Genomic DNA, 20553 nt, shown 5'->3' on the forward strand with positions numbered 1-20553 from the left:
ACTATCCCTTTTTGTTGGCCACTTTCTTGGCCGCCATTTTTTGGGCCGCCATTTTTTGGGCCGCTGGTTTTTTGGCCGCAGGCTTTTTGGCAGGTGCGGCCGCTTTGCGGAAGGGCTTTCTGCCGCCATTGCCGCCCTTGGCTTCCTTCTCGGCAATCAGCGCCACCGCGTCTTCGATCGTCACCGACTGCGGGTCCTTGCCCTTCGGCAGCGTCGCATTGACCTTGCCGAAATTAACATAAGGCCCGTATTTGCCGTCACGCACGACGATCTTGCCGCCGCCCGCCGGATGCTCGCCAAGTTCCTTCAAGGCGGCGGGCGTGCCGCCATTGCGACCGCCGGGGCCTTTCAACTGCTTCTCGGCGATCACCGACACGGCGCGATTGAGACCGATCGAGAACACGTCCTCGATGTTGTCGAGATTGGCGTAGGTGCCGTCATGCAGCACGAACGGACCGTAGCGCCCCAGCCCGGCCGAGATCATCTTGCCGGATTCCGGATGCTTGCCGACGTCGCGCGGCAGCGACAGCAGGGCGAGGGCTTTTTCGTGGTCGATCGAATCGACGGTCCAGCCCTTGGGCAGGCTGGAGCGCTTGGCTTCCTTGCCGTCGCCGCGCTGGACATAGGGCCCGAAACGACCACTGCGCAGCGTGATTTCCTCCGCCGTGTAGGGGTCCTTGCCCAGCACCTTGGTGCCATCCTCGCCATTGCCGTTTTCGGCATTGGGGTTGGCGGCGTCGCCGAGCTGGCGGGTGAAGGAGCATTCGGGATAGTTCGAGCAGCCTACAAAGGCGCCGAATTTGCCGAGCTTCAGCGACAGGTTGCCGGTCCCGCATTTCGGGCAGATCCGCGGGTTCGAACCGTCTTCTCGCGCCGGAAACACCAGCGGCGCCAGTTCCTCGTTGAGGGCGTCGAGCACGTCGGTGACGCGCAATTCCTTGATGTCGGCGACGGCGCCTGAAAAATCCTTCCAGAAATCGCGCAGCACATCCTTCCAGGCGAGCTTGCCGTCGGAAATCTCGTCGAGTTTTTCCTCGAGCGAGGCGGTGAAGTCATATTCGACATAGCGCTCGAAAAAGCTCTCGAGGAAGGCCGACAACAGTCGGCCCTTGGCCTGCGGCAACAGCTTGCGCTTGTCCATGCTGACGTAGTCGCGGTCCTCCAGCGTCTTCAGGATCGCCGTGTAGGTCGACGGCCGGCCGATGCCGAGCTCTTCCAGCTTCTTGATCAGCGAGGCTTCCGAATAGCGCGGCGGCGGTTCGGTGGTGTGCTGGGTGGCGTTGATGGCCTCGCGCTCGAGCTGTTCGCCGGCACGGATCTCGGGCAGACGGCGGTCTTCCTCGTCTTCCGCATCCTCGTCCTTCTGGTCGGTATAGGCGGCAATGAAGCCATCGAAGCGAACGACCGAACCGACGGCGCGAAGCTCCGCGCTGCGGGCGCCATTGACCGCCCCGATCTCGACCGTGGTGCGCTCGATCTCGGCTGGCTGCATCTGGCTGGCGATGGCGCGTTTCCAGACAATCTCGTAAAGCCGCGCCTGGTCGGCATCGAGATATTGCCTGACCGAAGCCGGCGTGCGCATGAAGTCGGTCGGGCGGATGGCTTCGTGCGCTTCCTGGGCGTTCTTGGCCTTGGTGGTGTAGTTGCGCGGCTTTTCGGGCAGGTATTTTGGGCCGAACTCTTTTGCGATCGCATCGCGCGCGGCTGATATCGCCTCGGGCGCCATCTGCACGCCGTCGGTTCGCATATAGGTGATCAGGCCGGTGGTCTCGCCGCCGATGTCCATGCCTTCATAGAGCCGCTGCGCCACCTGCATGGTGCGGCTTGCCGAAAAACCGAGGCGCGAGGAGGCGGCCTGCTGCAGCGTCGAGGTGGTGAAGGGCGGGCCTGGATTGCGCCTGGTCGGCTTGGCTTCGACCGACAGCGCCTTGAAGGTCGCGCCATCCAGCATCGCCTTGATGTCGTCGGCCTGCGCCTTGTTCGAAATGTCGAGCTTTTGCAGTTTCTTGCGATCGAAGGCAGTCAGCCGCGCCTCGAAATTATCCTTGCGCGGCGTGCCGAGAATGGCGGCGATTTGCCAGTATTCCTCGCGGATGAAGCGCTCGATTTCCAATTCGCGGTCGCAGACGAGGCGCAGTGCCACCGACTGGACGCGGCCGGCGGAGCGGGCGCCGGGCAGCTTGCGCCACAGCACGGGCGACAGCGTGAATCCGACGAGATAGTCGAGCGCGCGGCGGGCGAGATAGGCGTCGACCAGCGGCGCATCGATCTGGCGCGGATTGGCCATCGCTTCCAGCACCGACGATTTGGTGATGGCGTTGAAGACGACGCGGCTGACCGGCTTGTCCTTCAGCGCGCGCTTCTGCTTCAGCACTTCCAGGACATGCCAGGAAATGGCTTCGCCCTCCCGGTCCGGATCGGTGGCGAGGATCAGGCCGTCGGCGTCCTTGACCGCCTTGGCGATGTCGGCAAGACGTTTGCTCGAGGCGGTGTCGACAGCCCAGGACATGGCAAAATCCTCGTCCGGACGCACCGAGCCATCCTTGGCCGGCAGATCGCGGACGTGGCCGAACGAGGCCAGGACCTTGTAGTTCTTTCCGAGGTACTTGTTGATTGTCTTCGCTTTGGCCGGCGATTCGACGACGACGACGTCCATGAGGTCTCATATCAGCTGTGGTGCGGCAGAAGAATTCCGCTGCGCGCGACGAAATCTCGTATAATTGTCGTTCACATGGCCGTGCTTTTGCATCCGGTCAAGGGCAAGCGCCCAAAATGCAGTCCTGCATTGAGGGGCGTGTCATGTGATATCCGCAATCCTGGATAGGGAGAGCGGCTGCCCTGATCGTTGGACAAACCGGCAATGAATCCGGGAGAACGGGACAAATACTTCCGCCGATATAAGAGAAACATCGATCACGCGCCAGCCCTGGTTTGAAGAGACGGCCGGCATGATGCGACGTTGACGGGCGAGACAGGCGTGGCAAGCGGCCGCCTGCGACTTGCCACGCGATGGTGATTGGCGGATCGGCGCGGTCGCCGCTATATGGCAGCGCAAAGCGTCAGGAGTTCGGGAATGGCATTGGACATCGGCTATGTCAGCGCGGTCGGGGCGGGGGCGATCTCGTTCCTGTCGCCTTGCGTGCTGCCGCTGGTGCCGCCCTATCTCTGCTATATGGCCGGCGTGTCCGTCGACGATTTCCGCGGCAATGCCGGCGTCACCGCCAAGGCCGACGCACGCGGCGCGCTGCTCTATGCCTCCGTCGCCTTCGTTCTCGGCTTCTCGACCGTCTTCGTGGCGCTGGGCGCCGGCGCCTCGACCATTGGCGGGCTGCTGCGCGTCTGGCAGGAGCCGCTGGCGATGGCGGCCGGCGTGCTCATCATCCTGATGGGGCTGAATTTTCTCGGCATATTGCGCATCCCGCTGCTGTCGCGTGAGGCGCGCTTCCAGTCGCAGGGCAAGCCGGCCAGTATCGTTGCCGCATACGTCATGGGACTGGCCTTCGCCTTCGGCTGGACACCCTGCATCGGACCGGTGCTGGGGCCGATCCTGACGCTGGCCGGCGGCCGCGAGACGGTGGGCGAGGGCGCGGCTCTGCTTGCCGCCTATTCGCTCGGCCTCGGCATACCGTTCCTGATCGCGGCGCTGTTTTCCGGCGCCTTCATGCGCTTTCTGGCAAAATTCCGCGTCCATCTCGGCCGTGTCGAGAAGGCGATGGGCGCGCTGCTGGTCGTCGCCGGCGTGTTTTTCCTGACCGGCGGCGTGCAGGCCGCGTCCTACTGGCTGCTGGAGAATTTTCCGGTGCTGGGGCAGTTGGGTTGAAATTGGATCAAGTCGTGCGGCTCACAGGTATCGTAACTGGCATTGTCAGCGCGACAATCGCTCAGATCTGCGCTGCCCCTCATCGCCCTGCCGGGCAGCGCCGGCATTGGCTGACAGCAGCACAACCGTCTCACCGGAATTTAACCGCATTGGTGCAGCATGGCGCCAATGTTAGTGAGTTTCCGGGCTTAGACATGCCTTGATTCCCAACCCTTTTGATATGGTCGCATTCCATGAGCCAGAGAACCTGCCTGTCCGTCATCCTCGCCGCCGGCGAAGGCACGCGCATGAAAAGCGCCGTGCCAAAAGTGCTGCACCCGATCGCTGGCCTGCCGATGGTCGCCCATGTCGTCAAGGCTGCGGAAGCCGCAGGCAGCGGCGATCTGGCGCTGGTGATCGGCCATGGCGCGGACGAGATGCGCAAGGCCACGCAAAAATTCGCGCCGAAGGCGGAGACCTTCGTCCAGGACAAGCGGCTCGGCACGGCGCATGCCGCGCTGGCGGCTCGCGATGCGATCTCAAAGGGTTACGACGACATCCTCGTGATGTTCGGCGATACGCCGCTGATCGATCCGGAGGTGCTGACGGCTGCGCGCCTGAAGCTGGCTGATGGCGCTGCTGTCGTTGTGGTCGGCTTCCGCACGTCAAATCCGTCCGGCTATGGCCGGCTGATCGAAAAAGGCGGCAAGCTCATCGCCATCCGCGAGGAAAAGGACTGCACCGACGAGGAGAAGAAAATCACCTTCTGCAATGGCGGTCTGATGGCGGTTGCCGGCAAGCACGCGCTGACGCTGCTCGATCAAGTCGGCAACAACAACGCCAAGGGCGAGTATTACCTCACCAACATCGTCGAGATCGCCGGCGGGCAGGGTTTTGACGTTGTTGCTGCAGAAGCCGGCTTTGAGAATGTGCTCGGCATCAACAACCGTGCCGAACTCGCTGCGGCGGAAGGCATCTGGCAGACGCGCCGGCGGCGCGAAGCCATGCTCTCCGGCGTCACATTGATCGCGCCCGAAACCGTGTTTTTTTCGCACGACACCGAGATCGGCGCCGACACGATCGTCGAGCCCAATGTCTGGTTCGGGCCGGGCGTGACAATCGCCACCGGCGCCAGGATCCATGCCTTCAGCCATATTGAAGGCGCCACGATCGCTTCGAATTGCGATGTTGGTCCGTTTGCGCGGCTGCGGCCGGGTTCCGATCTCAGGCAAAAAGCCAAGGTCGGCAATTTCTGCGAGGTCAAGCAGGCGACGGTCGAGGAGGGCGCCAAGGTCAATCACCTGACCTATATCGGCGATGCCCGCGTCGGCGCCGGCGCCAATATCGGCGCTGGAACCATCACCTGCAATTATGACGGCTACTCGAAGTTCTTCACCGACATCGGCGAGGGCGCCTTCGTCGGCTCGAATTCGTCGCTGGTGGCGCCTGTTGCAATCGGCAAGGGCGGCTACATCGCTTCGGGCAGCGTGATCACCGAAAGCGTGCCCGACGATGCGCTCGCCTTCGGCCGCGCCCGCCAGAGGACGCTGCCCGGCAAGGGCAAGGAATTGCGCGAGCGTTTTGCTGCGGCCGCGGCGGCAAAGAAGGCCGGGGCATGATTATTCTTCGACAGTCGGCTGGTTCGCATCCTTGCCGAAAACAGCGGTCACTTTGATTCCGCCGACAATCGCCCTGTTGAATTCAGGGAGGTCTTCGGCAGGAATCCAGTATTCCCGAAGAGCCTTGCTGCCGGCTCGTTCGATCTGATAGCGGTCGAGAAAATCCTTCAGAACATCAAACCGGGTGACGAATCCCGAGCCGTTGGCTGACACGTTCCAGTCACGCGCGATCTGCACGGCATAGGCTTCGGACAGAACGGGGTAGAAAATGGGTTGCTCGGGAAGGCGCGGCGGGAACGCCCGCATGCCCGACTTCTCGATCAGCTCTTTAGGCCCAACCGGACGCCAAAGCGTCACCGTGTCGATCGTTTGTTCATGACCGCATCATATCTATGATGGATTTCAGGAACCACCGAGACGAGATACGATGCATGCTCGGAGAAACTGAGCGATTGCTGTAACCGGATTGCAGAGCGACTTGTCATGGTGCATCTGTGCAGAACCGTTCCGGCTGATACGGAACAAAACGCAATGTGATTTTCGCGGCAGCCCGGCCAACCCTAAATAGCGCCGGGTTTTCATACCGGAATCGGGGGCAACGTCTATGTGCGGTATCGTCGGAATTGTCAGTCACTCGCCGGTCGCGCCACTGATCGTCGATGCGCTGAAAAGGCTCGAATATCGCGGTTATGATTCGGCCGGCGTCGCCACCGTCGAGCACGGCCAGCTGGCGCGTCGCCGCGCCGAGGGCAAGCTGATCAATCTCGAACGCCGGCTGAAGGACGAACCGCTCGACGGCATGATCGGCATCGGCCATACGCGCTGGGCGACGCATGGCGTGCCCAACGAGACCAATGCGCATCCGCATTTTTCCGACGGCGTCGCCATCGTCCACAACGGCATCATCGAGAATTTCGCCGAATTGCGCGACGAACTGATGCGCGACGGCTACACATTTTCATCGCAGACCGATACCGAGGTTGTCGCACACCTGGTGGGGCGCGAACTGGCTAGGGGCCTGCAGCCGGTCGAGGCCGCGCACCAGGCGCTGAAGCGGCTGGAAGGCGCCTTTGCGCTGGCCATCATGTTCAGGGGAGACGAGGATCTCATCGTTGGCGCGCGCAACGGCCCGCCGCTGGCCGTAGGCCATGGCAATGGCGAGATGTTTTTGGGCTCCGACGCCATCGCGCTTGCCCCCTTCACCAATTCGATCACCTATCTGGAGGATGGCGACTGGGCGGTGGTGCGCCGCAACGACGTCGCCATCTTCGACATGGACGGCAACAAGGTCGACCGCAAGCGCCAGCAGTCGCTCAGCACCAGCTTCATGGTCGATAAGGGCAACCGGCGCCATTTCATGGAGAAGGAAATCCATGAACAGCCCGAGGTGATCTCGCACACGCTGGCGCATTATGTGGATTTCGTTGGCGGCGTCTCGAAGCCGCTCGACTTGCCGTTCGATTTCGCCAAAATCGACCGGCTGGCGATTTCGGCCTGCGGCACTGCCTATCTGGCCGGCCTGATCAGCAAATACTGGTTCGAGCGCTATGCGCGGCTGCCGGTCGACATCGATGTCGCTTCGGAATTCCGTTACCGTGAAATGCCGCTGTCGAAGACAGACGCTGCCTTCTTCATCTCGCAATCGGGCGAGACCGCCGATACGCTGGCCTCGCTGCGCTATTGCCGCAAGGCGGGCATGAAGATCGGCGCAGTCGTCAATGTCCGCGAATCGACGATGGCGCGCGAATCCGACGTTATCCTGCCGACGCTGGCCGGGCCGGAGATTGGTGTCGCCTCGACCAAGGCCTTCACCTGTCAATTGTCGGTGCTGGCCTCGCTTGCCGTGCGGGCCGGCGTGGCGCGCGGAAGGATTTCGCAGGAACAGGAAACGACGCTGGTCCGCCAACTGTCGGAAGCGCCGCGCTATGCCAACCAGGTCCTGAAGCTCGACGGCCAGATCGAAAAGGTCGCGCGCGACCTCTCGCACTACAAGAACGTGCTTTATCTTGGCCGCGATACCAATTTCCCGCTGGCCATGGAAGGCGCGCTGAAGCTCAAGGAAATCTCCTATATCCATGCCGAGGGCTATGCTGCCGGCGAGCTGAAGCACGGGCCGATCGCGCTGATCGACGAGAACATGCCGGTGATCGTCATTGCCCCGCATGACCGCATTTTTGAAAAAACCGTGTCGAACATGCAGGAAGTGGCGGCGCGCGGCGGCAAGATCATCCTGATCACCGACAGCAAGGGTGCCGCGCACGCCACGGTGAAGACGATGGAGACGATCGTGCTGCCGGACGTGCCGGAAATCATCTCGCCGATCATCTACGCGCTGCCGATCCAGATGCTGGCCTATTTCACCGCGGTGTTCATGGGCACCGACGTCGACCAGCCGCGCAACCTGGCGAAATCGGTGACGGTGGAATAGCCGTGGTTTAAAAAATTCGCAGTTCCAAAGCCGGATGCGGTTCATTAATGTCGCGCCGCAACCAGCGCTGCGGTGAACCATGTCCGACGCTTCCAAGACCTCTGGCATGACCCGGCTGCGGAATTACTTCCTGACAGGCTTTGTCGTCTGCGCGCCGCTGGCGATCACCGCCTACATCGCCTGGTCGTTCATCGGTTGGGTCGATTCCTGGGTGAAACCCTATATTCCGGCGCGTTACAACCCCGATAGCTATCTGCCGGCGCCGGTTCCGGGATTCGGGCTGATCGTCGCCTTGATCCTGATCACCCTGATCGGTTTCCTGACCGCCAATATCGTTGGCCGGGCTATCGTCTTGTTCGGCGAGCGGCTGCTCGGCCGCATGCCGCTGGTGCGCGGCATCTATGGGTCGCTGAAGCAGATCTTCGAGACCGTGCTATCGAACAAGGGCGACATGTTCCGCCAGGTCGGGCTGGTCGAATACCCGCGCAAGGGCGTCTGGTCGCTGGTGTTCGTCGCCAGCGAGAAGGAAACCGAGATCAACCAGAAGCTTGACCAGGAGGGTGATCCGCTGATCGCGGTGTTCATGCCGTGCACGCCCAACCCGACCACCGGCTTCCTGATGTACGTGCCGAAATCCGATATCGTGCTGCTCGACATGACGATCGAGGACGGCGCCAAGCTGATCGTTTCGGCCGGGCTAGTGGCGCCGGCGGTCAAGACGAAAATGGTAACGTTGAACGGCAAGCCGATCGGCGGCCAGATCGGCAATCCGCCTGTGGATGCCGAGCCTCAGCCGGCGCGCAAAAGCCGCACAGCCTCGTCGCGGCCGAACAAATAAAGCAGCATGCGAAGGGCGGCGCCGCGTTCGGATTGCAGTTCCGGATCGCGCGACAGGATCAGCCGCGCGTCGTCGCGAGCCGCTTCGAGCAGGTCGGCATGCGCCTCGATGCGCGCCACCTGGAAGCCAGGTGTGCCGGACTGGCGGGTGCCGAGCAACTCGCCTTCGCCACGCAGCTTCAGATCCTCCTCGGCGATGCGAAAGCCGTCCTCGGTCTCGCGCATCACTGACAGCCGGCGCGTTGCCGTCTCGCCGAGCGGGTCCTTGTAGAGCAGCACGCAGGACGACGGTTTTTCGCCGCGCCCGACCCGGCCGCGCAACTGGTGCAGCTGGGCGAGGCCGAAGCGCTCGGCATGCTCGATGACCATGATCGTCGCATCCGGCACATCGACGCCGACCTCGATGACCGTGGTGGCGATCAGGATGCGTGTCTCGCCGGCCTTGAAGGCGCGCATCGCCTCGTCTTTTTCGACGCCCTTCATGCGCCCGTGCACCAGGCCGATCCGGCCGCCGAACAGGGGCTTCAAGGAGGCAAAACGGTCCTCCGCCGACATCAGCTTGATCTCTTCGGATTCCTCGACCAGCGGACAGATCCAATAGATCTTCTGGCCGTCGGCGACGGCGTCGCGCATGCGGCCGACCAGTTCGTCGAGCCGCTCGAGCGGCAGGGTGATGGTGCGGATCGGCTGGCGGCCGGCCGGCTTTTCCGTCAGCTTCGACACATCCATGTCGCCGAAGGCGGTCAGCACCAGCGTGCGCGGGATCGGCGTCGCCGTCATCACCAGCATGTCGGGCGCGTCGCCCTTCGCGGTGATGGCCAGCCGCTGGTGGACGCCAAACCGGTGCTGTTCGTCGATGACGGCGAGGACCAGGTCGTGGAACGTCACCGTTTGCTGGAACAGCGCATGGGTGCCGACGACGATGTCGATCTCGCCATTGGCCAGACCGGCCAGCGTCTCCGTGCGCTCGCGGCCCTTTTCGCGCCCGGTGAGGATGGCGATGCACAGGCCGGCTTGTTCCGCCAACGGCGCAATCGTCGCAAGATGCTGGCGCGCCAGGATTTCGGTCGGCGCCATCAATGCCGCCTGGCCGCCGGCCTCGACAGCGCGCGCCATGGCGAGCAGCGCGACAACCGTCTTGCCTGAGCCGACATCACCCTGCAGCAGGCGCAGCATGCGTTCGGGGTCACCGAGATCGGCATTGATTTCGGCAAGCGCCATTTCCTGCGAATTGGTCAGCGAATAGGGAAGGGCGGCGCGCAGCTTTTCGACGAAGCGGCCGTCGCCGACCAGCGGCCGGCCGGACAGGCGGCGGACTTTTGCGCGCACCAGTGCCAGCGACACCTGGCCTGCCAGAAACTCGTCATAGGCGAGACGCCGCCAGGCCGCGCCGTCGACGGACACGTCGATCGGGTCGGCGGGATTGTGGATGCGGGCGAGCGCGTCGCCGAAGGCGGGAAAGCTGCGACGGCGCAGAAACTCATCCTCCTGCCATTCCGGCAGCAGCGGCAAGCGAGCGAGCGCCTGGCCGATTGCCCGGCGCAGCACTTTTCCCGAGAGCCCGGCGGTGAGCGGATAGACCGGCTCGACCAGCGGCAGGTTTTCCGCTTCGCTGGCCAGCGCGATGTGGTCGGGATGAACCATGGTCGGGCGGCCGTTGAACCATTCCATGCGGCCGGAGACAACGACATGCTCGCCCTCGGGCATTGCTTTTTCGAGATAGGCGGCGTGCGCATGGAAGAAGGTCAGCGCGATCTCGCCGGTGTCGTCATGGGCGTAAACCCGGTACGGCACCGATCTGTTGCCGCGCGGCGGCGGCTGGTGGCGATCGATGCGCACTTCCAGGGTGACGATCGCGCCTTCAGCCGAACCGGCGATGCCCGGCCGGTTGCGGCGGTCGATCACCGAATGCGGCAGCACGAACAGAAGATCACCGGCACGTGCGGGGCGGCGGTCGCCGAGATCGGCCGGCACGATTTTCTCGATCAGTGCGCCGACCTTCGACCCGACGCCGGCAAGCGAGGTGATCGGGACAAACAGCGGATCGAGGAGGGAAGGTCTCATGGGTGAGAGACCACGCGATGTCGGCGCTCACCCCCCTCTGGCCTGCCGGCCATCTCCCCCTCAAGGTGGGAGATCGGCAGCTTTGGCCTCATCGCCCATCCTGCAGCGGTGGAGATTGGCGAAATCAGTCGCGACGGCAAATCTCCCCCCTTGAGGGGGAGATGTCCGGCAGGACCGAGGGGGGTCTTAGCGCCGACGGTGTCAGGAGTGTATGTCACACCGGGATGTTAGACACCCACCGGACCGTTGCAAGGCTGACACCGCGCTCTATCCACGCTATAGGCGCCGCTTCAGGGAAGGATGCTGGACAATGACCGGAACGAGACGATCAAGCGAGGGGCTCGACGCCCGCCGCCGCAAGCTTCTGTTTCGATCCTGGCATCGCGGCATGCGCGAAATGGACCTTATTCTCGGCAGTTTCGCCGACGCCGAGATCGGCGCCTTGACCGGCGACGAACTCGACCAATATGAGAGGCTCCTCGAAATTGCCGACACCGAATTCCTGCCCATGATCACCGGCGAGCGGCCGATTCCGGCTGACATCGACTGTGCCGTCCTGCAAAAAATCCTGGCGTCGCGCCAGGCGATGACATTCTGAAACACGTGATTCCATGAGCCTGATCCCCACCATCGGCCTGCCGAAAGGCCGCGCCGGCCAGTTCATCGTCGATGGCGTCGCCGACGGTTACGAAGCCTTCGCGCTGGTGCAGGCCGCGCACGAGATCGCGCCTGACAAGCCGGTGCTGTTCGTGGCACGCGACGGCCAGCGCCTGCCTTCGATCGTCGAGGCGCTTTCCTTCGCCGCGCCTGGCCTGCCGGTGCTCGAACTGCCGGCCTGGGATTGTCTGCCCTATGACCGCGTTTCGCCCGGCTCGGATGCAGCCGCGCGGCGGCTGGACGCACTTACCGCGATGATCGCGTTGGCAAAAAACCCGCACCGCGCCGTCATCCTGACCACCGCCAACGCGCTGCTGCAGCGCATTCCGCCGGCAAGCCTTGTCGAGGCGCAGACATTTCACGCCAAACCCGGCAACCAGATCGACATGAACGCACTGGCGTCGCGGCTGGAGATATCAGGCTTCGAGCGGGTGCCGACCGTGCGCGGCGTCGGCGAGTTCGCCGTGCGCGGCGGCATTCTGGACCTGTTGGCGCCGGGCTGGACGGAAGCGCTCAGGCTCGATTTCTTCGGCGATACGCTGGAATCGATCCGCGTCTTCGACGCCGCCACGCAGCGCACCACCGGCCAGCGCAAGTCGATGGCGCTGCAGGCGATGAGCGAAGTGGCGCTGACGCCGGAGACCATCAGCCGCTTCCGCCGCTCCTACATCGACGCTTTTGGCGCGCCCTCGCGTGACGATGGGCTCTATGCGGCGGTCAGCGAGGGACGGCGTTTTGCCGGCATGGAGCACTGGCTGCCGTTCTTCTACGAGCGGCTGGAGACGGTGTTCGACTATCTGCCGGACACGCCTGTCGTGTTCGATCATCTGGCGCATGAGGCGCTGGCGGAGCGCCATGCGCTGATCCTCGACCATTACGAGGCGCGCAGGAAGCAGGCCGACGGCGCGCTGAAGGACGCCGTCCCCTACAAGCCGGTGCCGCCCGACCTGCTTTATCTGTCGCCGGAAAACCTCATCGCCTCGCTTGGCCCGCGCGAGGCGATCGACTTCACGCCGTTCGACGCGCCCGACGCCGGCGCCAGGAAAATCTTCCATGCCGGGTCGCGGCATGGCCGCAGCTTCGTCGAGGAACGCGCCGACCCCAACGTCAACGTCTTCGACGTCGTCGTAAAACACATCGCCGACGAGCGCGCCGCCCGCCGCCGCGTCGTCGTCGCCGGCTGGACCGAAGGTTCGCTCGACCGGCTCGGCCAGATCCTGGCCGAGCATCATCTCGGCAACCTCGAGCCGGTGGCTACGCTGGCCGAGGCGGAAAAGCTCGAACCGGGGCAGGCGGGACTTGCCGTGCTGCCGCTCGAATCCGGCTTCGAGACCGAGAAACTGGTCGTCGTCGCCGAGCAGGACATTCTGGGCGACCGGCTCATCCGTCGCTCGAAGCGCAAGAAGCGCCCTTCCGATTTCATCGCCGAGGCCGCGGCTTTGTCCTCCGGCGACATCGTCGTCCATAGCGACCACGGTATTGGCCGCTTCATCGGGCTGCGCACCATCGAGGCGGTCGGCGCACCGCATGATTGCCTCGAAATCCATTATGCCGGCGACGACCGGCTGTTCCTGCCGGTGGAGAACATCGAGCTTTTGTCGCGCTATGGCTCGGATTCGACTGAGGCGACATTGGACAAGCTTGGCGGCGGCGCCTGGCAGTCCAGAAAAGCGCGGCTGAAGAAACGCCTGCTCGACATGGCCGGACAGTTGATCCGCATCGCCGCCGAGCGGCAGATGCGCGCTGCCCCTTCGCTGGTGCCCGCCGACGGTCTCTATGACGAATTCGCCGCGCGGTTTCCCTATGAGGAGACCGACGACCAGCAGACGGCGATCGATTCGGTCATGGGCGACCTGGGCGCCGGAAAGCCGATGGACCGGCTGATCTGCGGCGATGTCGGCTTCGGCAAGACGGAGGTCGCCCTTCGCGCCGCCTTCATTGCGGCGATGGAAGGCTTTCAGGTCGCGGTGGTGGTGCCGACGACGCTGCTGTCGCGCCAGCATTTCAAGACCTTTTTGCAGCGCTTCTCCGGCCTGCCGATCCGCGTCGCCCAGGCCTCGCGGCTGGTCGGCGCCAAGGAACTGGCAGAGGCCAAGAAAGGCATCGCCGACGGCACCGTCGACATCGTCATCGGCACTCACGCGCTGCTCGGCTCGTCGATCTCGTTCAAGAATCTCGGCCTGTTGATCATCGACGAGGAACAGCATTTTGGCGTCAAGCACAAGGAACGGCTGAAGGACCTGAAGAGCGACGTGCATGTGCTGACGCTGTCGGCGACGCCGATCCCGCGCACGCTGCAACTGGCATTGACCGGGGTGCGTGAGCTGTCGCTGATCGCCACGCCGCCGGTCGACCGCCTGGCGGTGCGCACCTTCATCTCGCCCTTCGACCCGCTGGTCATCCGCGAGACCCTGCTCCGGGAACGCTACCGCGGCGGTCATTCCTTCTATGTCGTGCCGCGCATCAGCGATCTGGCGGAAATCCATGATTTCCTTCGTGAATCCGTGCCCGAGCTAAAGGTGGCTGTCGCTCACGGCCAGATGCCGCCCGGCGAGCTCGACGACATCATGAACGCCTTCTACGACGGCCAGTACGATGTGCTGTTGTCGACCACCATCGTCGAATCCGGCCTCGATATCCCGACCGCCAACACGCTGATCGTGCATCGCGCCGACATGTTCGGCCTGTCGCAGCTTTACCAGCTGCGCGGCCGCGTCGGCCGCTCGAAGGTGCGCGCCTATGCGCTGTTCACGCTGCCGGCCAACCGCAAGCTGACCGATACCGCCGAGCGCCGGCTGAAGGTGCTGCAGTCGCTCGACACGCTCGGCGCCGGTTTCCAGCTCGCCAGCCACGATCTCGACATCCGAGGTGCCGGCAATCTTCTCGGCGAAGAGCAGTCCGGCCACATCAAGGAGGTCGGCTTCGAGCTCTACCAGCAGATGCTGGAAGAGGCCGTCGCCGAGGTCAAGGATTCCGGCGAGGTGCAGGATGGCGGCTGGTCGCCGCAGATTGCCGTCGGCACGGCGGTGATGATCCCCGAAAGCTATGTTCCGGACCTGCAGCTGCGGCTGGCGCTCTACCGCCGCCTCGGCGATCTCGAAAACACCGAGGAGATCGACGCTTTCGGCGCCGAGCTGATCGACCGCTTCGGACCTTTGCCGGAGGAAGTGAAGCATCTCTTGAAGATCGTCTTCATCAAGGCGCTGTGCCGCAAGGCCAATGTCGAAAAGCTCGATGCCGGACCAAAGGGCGTCGTCATCCATTTCCGCAAGCGCGAGTTCTCCAACCCCGTCGGGCTGGTCACCTTCATCGGCGAGCAGGGTTCGCTGGCCAAGATCCGGCCGGACCACAGCGTCGTTTTCGTCCGCGACTGGCCGACACCTGAAAAGCGGCTGGCCGGTTCAGCGGTCGTCATGACGCAGCTGGCAAGGCTGGTGGAGAATGCGGCTTAGCGCGGCTCAGCCGGCTCCCCCTTCTCCCCTTGTGGGAGAAGGTGGCCGCGAAGCGGTCGGATGAGGGGTGTTCCAGCTTGGCAAAACCGTGCTCCGGCCAACACCCCTCAACCGTCTTGGCGCTGCGCGCCAATCCACCTTCTCCCACAAGGGGAGAAGGAAAGACAGGCGGCGAGCTTGCGCCATTCGCCACCACCGAAATTCCGGTCTAGAATAGGAAATCGGCTTCGTGTATGGAGCCGCGATCCCGTATTGGGGCGAAATGGCGGGCTATAACACCCGCTCGAAGGAATTTTGGGTGCAACGATGACGAAATGGTCGCCGAATTCGTGGAGAGCAAAGCCGATCCAGCAGGTTCCTGCCTATCCGGATCTTGCCGCGCTGAAGAACACGGAAGCCCAGCTCGCCACCTTTCCACCGCTGGTTTTTGCAGGTGAGGCACGCAAGCTGAAGAAGCAGCTTGCGACCGTTGCTGCCGGTGACGCATTCCTTCTGCAGGGCGGTGATTGCGCCGAGAGTTTCGCCGAGCATGGCGCGGACAACATCCGCGACTTCTTCCGCGTCTTCCTGCAGATGTCCGTGGTGCTGACCTTCGCCGGCGCGCAGCCGGTGGTGAAGGTCGGCCGTGTTGCCGGCCAGTTCGCCAAGCCGCGCTCGTCCGACAACGAGACCAAGGGCGGCGTGACGCTGCCCAGCTATCGCGGCGACATCATCAACGGCATCGAATTCGACGCCAAGTCGCGTATTCCCGATCCCGCACGCCAGGAGATGGCCTACCGCCAGTCGGCGGCGACGCTCAACCTGTTGCGCGCGTTTGCGCAGGGCGGCTACGCCAGCCTGGAGAACGTGCATCAATGGATGCTGGGCTTCGTGTCCGACAGCCCGCAGGGCGAGAAATACGAGTCGCTCGCCAACCGCATCACCGAGACGATGGACTTCATGAAGGCTGTCGGCATCACCTCGGAGACCAATTACGCGCTGCGCGAGACCGACTTCTACACCAGCCACGAGGCGCTGCTGCTCGGCTACGAGGAGGCGCTGACCCGCGTCGATTCGACCTCCGGCGACTGGTATGCAACCTCCGGCCACATGATCTGGATCGGCGATCGCACCCGCCAGCCCGACCATGCCCATGTCGAATACTGCCGTGGCATCAAGAACCCGCTGGGCCTGAAATGCGGCCCGTCGCTGACGCCGGACGGCTTGCTGCAGCTCATCGACCTGCTCAATCCGGAAAACGAGCCCGGCCGGCTGACGCTGATCGCGCGCTTCGGCTCCGACAAGGTCGCCGAGCATCTGCCGAAGCTGGTCCGCGCGGTGCAGAAGGAAGGCCGCAGCGTGGTGTGGTCGTCGGACCCGATGCATGGCAACACCATCGAGGCCGCCGGCTACAAGACGCGGCCGTTCGACCGCATCCTGAAGGAAGTGCAGAGCTTCTTCGAGGTGCATCGCGCCGAAGGGACGCATCCGGGCGGCATCCACATCGAGATGACCGGCAAGAACGTCACCGAATGCACCGGTGGCGCCCGCGCCATCACCGCCGAGGAATTGCAGGACCGCTATCACACCCATTGCGACCCGCGCCTAAACGCCGACCAGGCGATTGAGCTGGCGTTCCTGGTCTCGGACCTGCTCAAGAAGAGCCACCCGGTTCAGCACAAGCAGGCCGTCAACGGCTGATTTCAGTCCGCCATCGATCAAGTAGCGCCGGAGACATCCCCAGCCCCTGAGGAACCCGGACCACTGGACGGCCCATCACCGTCGGATATCTCCAGGCTATCTACCTTGGCCTTGCCATGTTCTTGAGTGCTCGGGTCACTCTATGCCGTGGTTCCATGCGTTCGTGGAGCACTCGAACAACGATGACGCCGGTCGTATCGTCCGAAAGGCGACCCTTCATGTAGTAGAGGCAATGCGCAGCACCTCCGCGCCTTCTCGCAGCGATCTCCAGGTGCAGCAGTCGAACACCCGCGGCGAGTTCTGCGCGTTCGATGGAACCTGGTCGATCCGGATTTTCCGAGATCAGCTTGATACCAAGTTCGATGATGCGGGCATAGGCCCGGACTTGCCGCGGGCCGAACGTCTGCATCGTATTTCGCAAGATGTCCCTGATATCGCGTTCGGCGGGTTCGGTAAGCTCGTATCTCATTTCCTGGGCGATTCGAGCATCACCTCATCGAGAATGTCACTGACGCTTTTCTTCGAGAAGCGTCCTGCGTTGGCGGCTTCCACCCCTATACTGATTTCGCGCCGAAGGATGGCGAGTTTCTCCGCCTGCTGGGCCTTTTCGTGTCGCAGCAAGCGCAGCGCTTCCCTGACGACTTCACTCGAGGAGCCGTATCCGCCTTGGGAGACTTCCTGCTCCACGAATTCGACCATATCGCTTGGAAGGCTTACGTTCATCGTTGCCATGTCGCTTCCTCGGCCTCTTGGCTTCGCCTGGATAAATGAGTTTTTGGCAATGTTTGTCAATGGCAAGAACTCTGAATTGGCGACGACGGGTCGGGAACTTGGCAAAATCCGTCAACTCGGAAGCGGATGGCCAGATCACGGTTGCCGGCGCCGATCTTGCCGCGCATTTCGCACGCTCTGGTTGCATCGACGAGTACCGGCTCTACATCCACCCGGTCGTGCTTGGCGGCGGCAAGCCGTATTTCCAGTCCGGCCTGTCGCTGACCTTGAAGCCGCTTGGTAAGGCAAGCCTTACCCAGGGCGTGACACTGCTGCGCTACGCACCCGCCGGTTGAATAGTGGGCCGCCGTCGTTTTTAGCCAGGATCCAGTCAGCGCCCGCGCTCCCAGCGCAGTCCGTTGAGCCGGGGATCGGCGGCAAACGCCGTCCTGGAAAACTCGATCCTCTTTTGCGGGAACTCGCAGATCGCCTGCACGCCGAAGGCGCCCAGCCTGATGCGCCAGGTATGCGGTTCCAGCGGTTTCGGCTTGGCAAAGCCGCTGCATGCCAGCAGCGCCACATTGGCGCCTTTCGGGTCGCGCACGGAGCGATAGCGGATCGCCTCCAGCCCGGCTTCGCGCGCGACATCGGCAGTATTTTGGCAGGCGGCGTAGTCGGTCGGGTGCGTCCACGCCGCCGCGTCGCGGTCGAGCGGCGGCCGCGTCAGGTCGATCACCTTTGTGCTGCGTATCGCGGCGGCGAAGGCGGTGTATTCGGCGGCGTCGCGCGGCCACGGCGTGGCCGGCGATTCGGCGAAGAACAGCAGGCGGTAAAAAGCCATTTCGGAAACTGCGGTCATCATGGTTTCCGCCGCGTAGTAGACGCCCTTGGTCCTGCCGGCGCGGCGGAAGCGCGAACCGTGCGGGTAGATCGAGCCGTAGCGGAAAGGCGTTGCCAGGAGATAATGCAGATGCCGGCATTCCAAGGGGATTTGCGGCTTGGTTTCCTCGATGAGGTCTTCGAGGACGGCCTGCTCGTCGAGCGTGTCAACGACTTTCAATGTCGAGACGCGGTGCTGCGCCTCGACCATGCGCCAATATTTGCCATCGAGCCCATACTTGCCACCTCGTTTGGCGGCTTCAGACGAGAGCGCGTCGGGAGTCCAGATAGGCGATGACATCGACAAGTCCTGATATCGTCACGATTTTTTCGAGCGGCGTGCCATCGAAGGCCGTGTTGGCGTTCTTCAGCCACGCCCGGGCGACAGTCTCGTCGCCGCCGACAATGGCGTCGAGCGAGCGGAACAGGCGGACGAACAGCACGGCAAGCTCGAACGGCTTGGTTCCACGCTCCAGCAGGAATTCCTGCCTGCGCATGCGCGAAACCGTGGCTTCCGAAACCCCGATGATGGAGGCCAGCATCCTGGCGGTAATGTCCAGCAGGTCGGCGGCGCGCAGCGTGGCCTTGGTCAGGACTGCATTTTCGGCCGTATTGGCGGCGAGATCGGGTTGCATTGTCGGCGGCCTTTCCTTTCTGGTGAAAATATAGCGCACAAAAATTCATATGGAAAGATATTGGCTTTAACTATTTGGCGGGCCGTCGAGAGGCTGTTGGCGCGGCCTGCCGCTTTGTCCAAACCGTGCTGTGCGGAACACGCCCGTCGAATGTCGCATTCGCTTGAGCACGGCCGCTGCAAAACTGGAATCCTGGCAAGGGACGCCAAGGATCACGGCTGCGTCGGGAGGCCCGAGATGGACAACACTCATAGCGGCTCATGCCTGTGTGGGGCGGTGCGGTTCAAGACGCGAGGGGCCTTGCGCGGCGTCATCTACTGCCACTGCTCGCAGTGCCGGAAACAGAGCGGGCATTTCTACGCTGCAACCAATGTTGCCAACGCAGACATCACAATAGTGGGCGCGGAAAGCATCACCTGGTACGAAGCATCTTCGTTTGCCAGGCGCGGTTTCTGCAAGACATGCGGCTCGTTGCTGTTCTGGAAGCCGCAGGACGATGAATATGTCTCGGTTTTGGCCGGACTGTTCGACAAGCCCACCGGACTTCAGGGCGAATGCCACATCTTCGTCGGCGACAAGGGCGACTACTACACGATCGACGATGGGCTGCCGCAGTTCGAAAAGTCGACGCCGTCGATCAAGGTCGCTGATGAGTGACAAGCTCGCCGGCAAATGATTTTTGCAGCGATCGCCTTATTCCCTTGATCCGGCCATTGCGCTATCCCCCTGCCGGTGGTTCGGAAAGGTTTGGCATGCAGCGGCTGATCGATGCTTTCTACAATTCAGTGCGGGCATTTCGCAAATTGGCTTCCAGCGAAAAAGCCTTCCAGCAGGAGCTGATGCTGCTCGTGCTGGCGCTGCCGCTCGGCTGGGTTGTTTCGGTGTCGTGGCGCGGCTATGCGCTGCTGATCGGCGCGGTGCTGCTGCTGATCATGGTCGAAGTGCTGAACACCGGCATCGAGGCCGCATGCGATGCGTTCAGCCGGGAGTTCAACGTCGATATCCAACTCGCCAAGGACTGCGGTTCGCTGGCGGTGCTGATTTCGGTGGTGATCGTTGCCGGCGTCTGGGGCATCGCCATCATCGAGCGAATCCTGGGGCTACCGATCTAGCCATCAAATCCCTACATGCCGGTCACCACAACCTGATCCCATGATCTGTTCCGAAAACCGGTATCCACTTTCCGGGATAATGGTCTGAGGAGACCGACATGACCGCTGATTCACTGCTGCTCGAACGCGCGGGGCTGCCGGACGATTTGCGCTGGCTGGCTGAAAAATATCCGCGCGAGGTCTGGCAGGGCCACGCCAATATCCATGGCATCGCCACTATGTGGCTGCAGCGGCACGACATGTTCCGCGAGCTCGGCGGCATGCTGGCCAACGGCATTGGCGACTATCGCGAGGGCAGGCTGACGGCGCCGGAGTTCGCGGGCTGGTTCGCGCCGCGCCTCAACCATTTTCTCGGGCATCTCGATGGCCACCATAATGTCGAGGATATCCATTACTTTCCGGTCTTCGCCAAGGCCGAGACCCGGCTGAAGCGCGGCTTCGAGATTCTCGATGCCGATCATCATACGATCCATGAAGGGCTGGAGCGCAATGCCGAGGCCGCAAACGCTTTCATCCGCACGCTAAGGGAGAGCGAGGACAAGCAGCGCTTTGCCGCCGATGCCTATGCCGACGAGAACAGCCGGCTGATCGCCATGCTGACCCGGCATCTTGCCGACGAGGAAGACCTGATCATCCCGCTGATCCTCGATCGTGGCCGGGCGCTCGGCATCGACTGATCC

18 protein-coding genes are annotated in these 20553 nt (G+C 63.0%); 11 read left to right on the forward strand and 7 right to left on the reverse strand.

Going from position 1 to position 20553, the window contains the following annotated elements; all coding sequences use genetic code 11:
* Position 1: 1 nt before the first annotated feature.
* Positions 2–2656: a type I DNA topoisomerase gene (gene topA, locus AC0L15_RS29040; RefSeq protein WP_287247868.1), complete on the reverse strand. Its 2655-nt coding sequence runs from the start codon at positions 2654–2656 to the stop codon at positions 2–4.
* A gap of 417 nt (positions 2657–3073) precedes the next feature.
* Between topA and AC0L15_RS29045 the strand changes: the two genes are divergently transcribed.
* Both AC0L15_RS29045 and glmU read left to right on the forward strand, forming a co-directional pair.
* On the forward strand, positions 3074–3820 hold the full coding sequence (locus AC0L15_RS29045; RefSeq protein WP_287247867.1) for a cytochrome c biogenesis CcdA family protein: 747 nt from the start codon (positions 3074–3076) through the stop codon (positions 3818–3820).
* A 233-nt stretch (positions 3821–4053) separates the two neighbouring features.
* Positions 4054–5418, forward strand: coding sequence for a bifunctional UDP-N-acetylglucosamine diphosphorylase/glucosamine-1-phosphate N-acetyltransferase GlmU (glmU, locus tag AC0L15_RS29050; protein WP_287247866.1), 1365 nt, complete (start codon positions 4054–4056; stop codon positions 5416–5418).
* On the opposite strand, the gene AC0L15_RS29055 is transcribed toward glmU, so the two are convergent.
* Entirely contained in the window at positions 5419–5724 is a 306-nt protein-coding gene (locus AC0L15_RS29055) for a hypothetical protein (RefSeq protein ID WP_287247950.1), read from the reverse strand.
* 298 nt (positions 5725–6022) lie between these two features.
* Between AC0L15_RS29055 and glmS the strand changes: the two genes are divergently transcribed.
* Together glmS and AC0L15_RS29065 are read left to right on the forward strand one after the other, a co-directional pair.
* The gene (gene glmS, locus AC0L15_RS29060) at positions 6023–7846 is read left to right on the forward strand and encodes a glutamine--fructose-6-phosphate transaminase (isomerizing) (RefSeq protein WP_473497913.1); all 1824 of its coding nucleotides are present in this window, start codon (positions 6023–6025) and stop codon (positions 7844–7846) included.
* Positions 7847–7925: 79 nt separating this feature from the next.
* Entirely contained in the window at positions 7926–8684 is a 759-nt protein-coding gene (locus AC0L15_RS29065; protein ID WP_128186074.1) for a DUF502 domain-containing protein, read from the forward strand.
* On the opposite strand, the gene recG is transcribed toward AC0L15_RS29065, so the two are convergent.
* Positions 8636–10747, reverse strand: coding sequence for an ATP-dependent DNA helicase RecG (gene recG / locus AC0L15_RS29070; protein WP_287247864.1), 2112 nt, complete (start codon positions 10745–10747; stop codon positions 8636–8638). The genes AC0L15_RS29065 and recG overlap by 49 nt on opposite strands.
* Before the next feature lie 310 nt (positions 10748–11057).
* Between recG and AC0L15_RS29075 the strand changes: the two genes are divergently transcribed.
* The 3 genes from AC0L15_RS29075 to AC0L15_RS29085 all read left to right on the forward strand — a co-directional run bounded on the left by AC0L15_RS29075 (position 11058) and on the right by AC0L15_RS29085 (position 16536).
* A complete protein-coding gene (locus tag AC0L15_RS29075) occupies positions 11058–11345 on the forward strand; it encodes an FAD assembly factor SdhE (protein ID WP_287247863.1) in 288 nt (95 codons plus the stop codon).
* 13 nt (positions 11346–11358) lie between these two features.
* On the forward strand, positions 11359–14856 hold the full coding sequence (gene mfd, locus AC0L15_RS29080) for a transcription-repair coupling factor (RefSeq protein WP_473497916.1): 3498 nt from the start codon (positions 11359–11361) through the stop codon (positions 14854–14856).
* Between the two features lie 306 nt (positions 14857–15162).
* Positions 15163–16536, forward strand: coding sequence for a class II 3-deoxy-7-phosphoheptulonate synthase (locus AC0L15_RS29085; RefSeq protein WP_023801100.1), 1374 nt, complete (start codon positions 15163–15165; stop codon positions 16534–16536).
* 100 nt (positions 16537–16636) lie between these two features.
* Here AC0L15_RS29085 and AC0L15_RS29090 read toward each other — a convergent pair whose 3' ends face one another.
* On the reverse strand, positions 16637–17005 hold the full coding sequence (locus tag AC0L15_RS29090; protein ID WP_287247859.1) for a type II toxin-antitoxin system RelE/ParE family toxin: 369 nt from the start codon (positions 17003–17005) through the stop codon (positions 16637–16639).
* Entirely contained in the window at positions 17002–17268 is a 267-nt protein-coding gene (locus tag AC0L15_RS29095; protein WP_287247858.1) for a type II toxin-antitoxin system ParD family antitoxin, read from the reverse strand. Before AC0L15_RS29095 ends, AC0L15_RS29090 begins: the two co-directional genes overlap by 4 nt.
* Before the next feature lie 98 nt (positions 17269–17366).
* Here AC0L15_RS29095 and AC0L15_RS29100 point away from each other — a divergent pair, with 98 nt between their 5' ends.
* The gene (locus tag AC0L15_RS29100) at positions 17367–17603 is read left to right on the forward strand and encodes a dihydrofolate reductase family protein (RefSeq protein WP_287247857.1); all 237 of its coding nucleotides are present in this window, start codon (positions 17367–17369) and stop codon (positions 17601–17603) included.
* Positions 17604–17638: 35 nt separating this feature from the next.
* Here AC0L15_RS29100 and AC0L15_RS29105 read toward each other — a convergent pair whose 3' ends face one another.
* Both AC0L15_RS29105 and AC0L15_RS29110 read right to left on the reverse strand, forming a co-directional pair.
* Positions 17639–18427, reverse strand: a complete 789-nt coding sequence (locus AC0L15_RS29105) for an RES family NAD+ phosphorylase (protein WP_287247856.1) — start codon at positions 18425–18427, stop codon at positions 17639–17641.
* Positions 18387–18761: an MbcA/ParS/Xre antitoxin family protein gene (locus AC0L15_RS29110; RefSeq protein ID WP_077383976.1), complete on the reverse strand. Its 375-nt coding sequence runs from the start codon at positions 18759–18761 to the stop codon at positions 18387–18389. The genes AC0L15_RS29105 and AC0L15_RS29110 overlap by 41 nt, the downstream gene beginning before the upstream one ends.
* A gap of 237 nt (positions 18762–18998) precedes the next feature.
* Between AC0L15_RS29110 and AC0L15_RS29115 the strand changes: the two genes are divergently transcribed.
* The 3 genes from AC0L15_RS29115 to AC0L15_RS29125 all read left to right on the forward strand — a co-directional run bounded on the left by AC0L15_RS29115 (position 18999) and on the right by AC0L15_RS29125 (position 20550).
* Positions 18999–19418: a GFA family protein gene (locus AC0L15_RS29115; RefSeq protein WP_287247854.1), complete on the forward strand. Its 420-nt coding sequence runs from the start codon at positions 18999–19001 to the stop codon at positions 19416–19418.
* A gap of 95 nt (positions 19419–19513) precedes the next feature.
* Positions 19514–19873: a diacylglycerol kinase gene (locus tag AC0L15_RS29120; RefSeq protein WP_287247852.1), complete on the forward strand. Its 360-nt coding sequence runs from the start codon at positions 19514–19516 to the stop codon at positions 19871–19873.
* Positions 19874–19971: 98 nt separating this feature from the next.
* The gene (locus AC0L15_RS29125) at positions 19972–20550 is read left to right on the forward strand and encodes a hemerythrin domain-containing protein (RefSeq protein ID WP_287247850.1); all 579 of its coding nucleotides are present in this window, start codon (positions 19972–19974) and stop codon (positions 20548–20550) included.
* Positions 20551–20553: the final 3 nt, after the last annotated feature.

The organism is Mesorhizobium sp. WSM4846 (assembly GCF_055811415.1).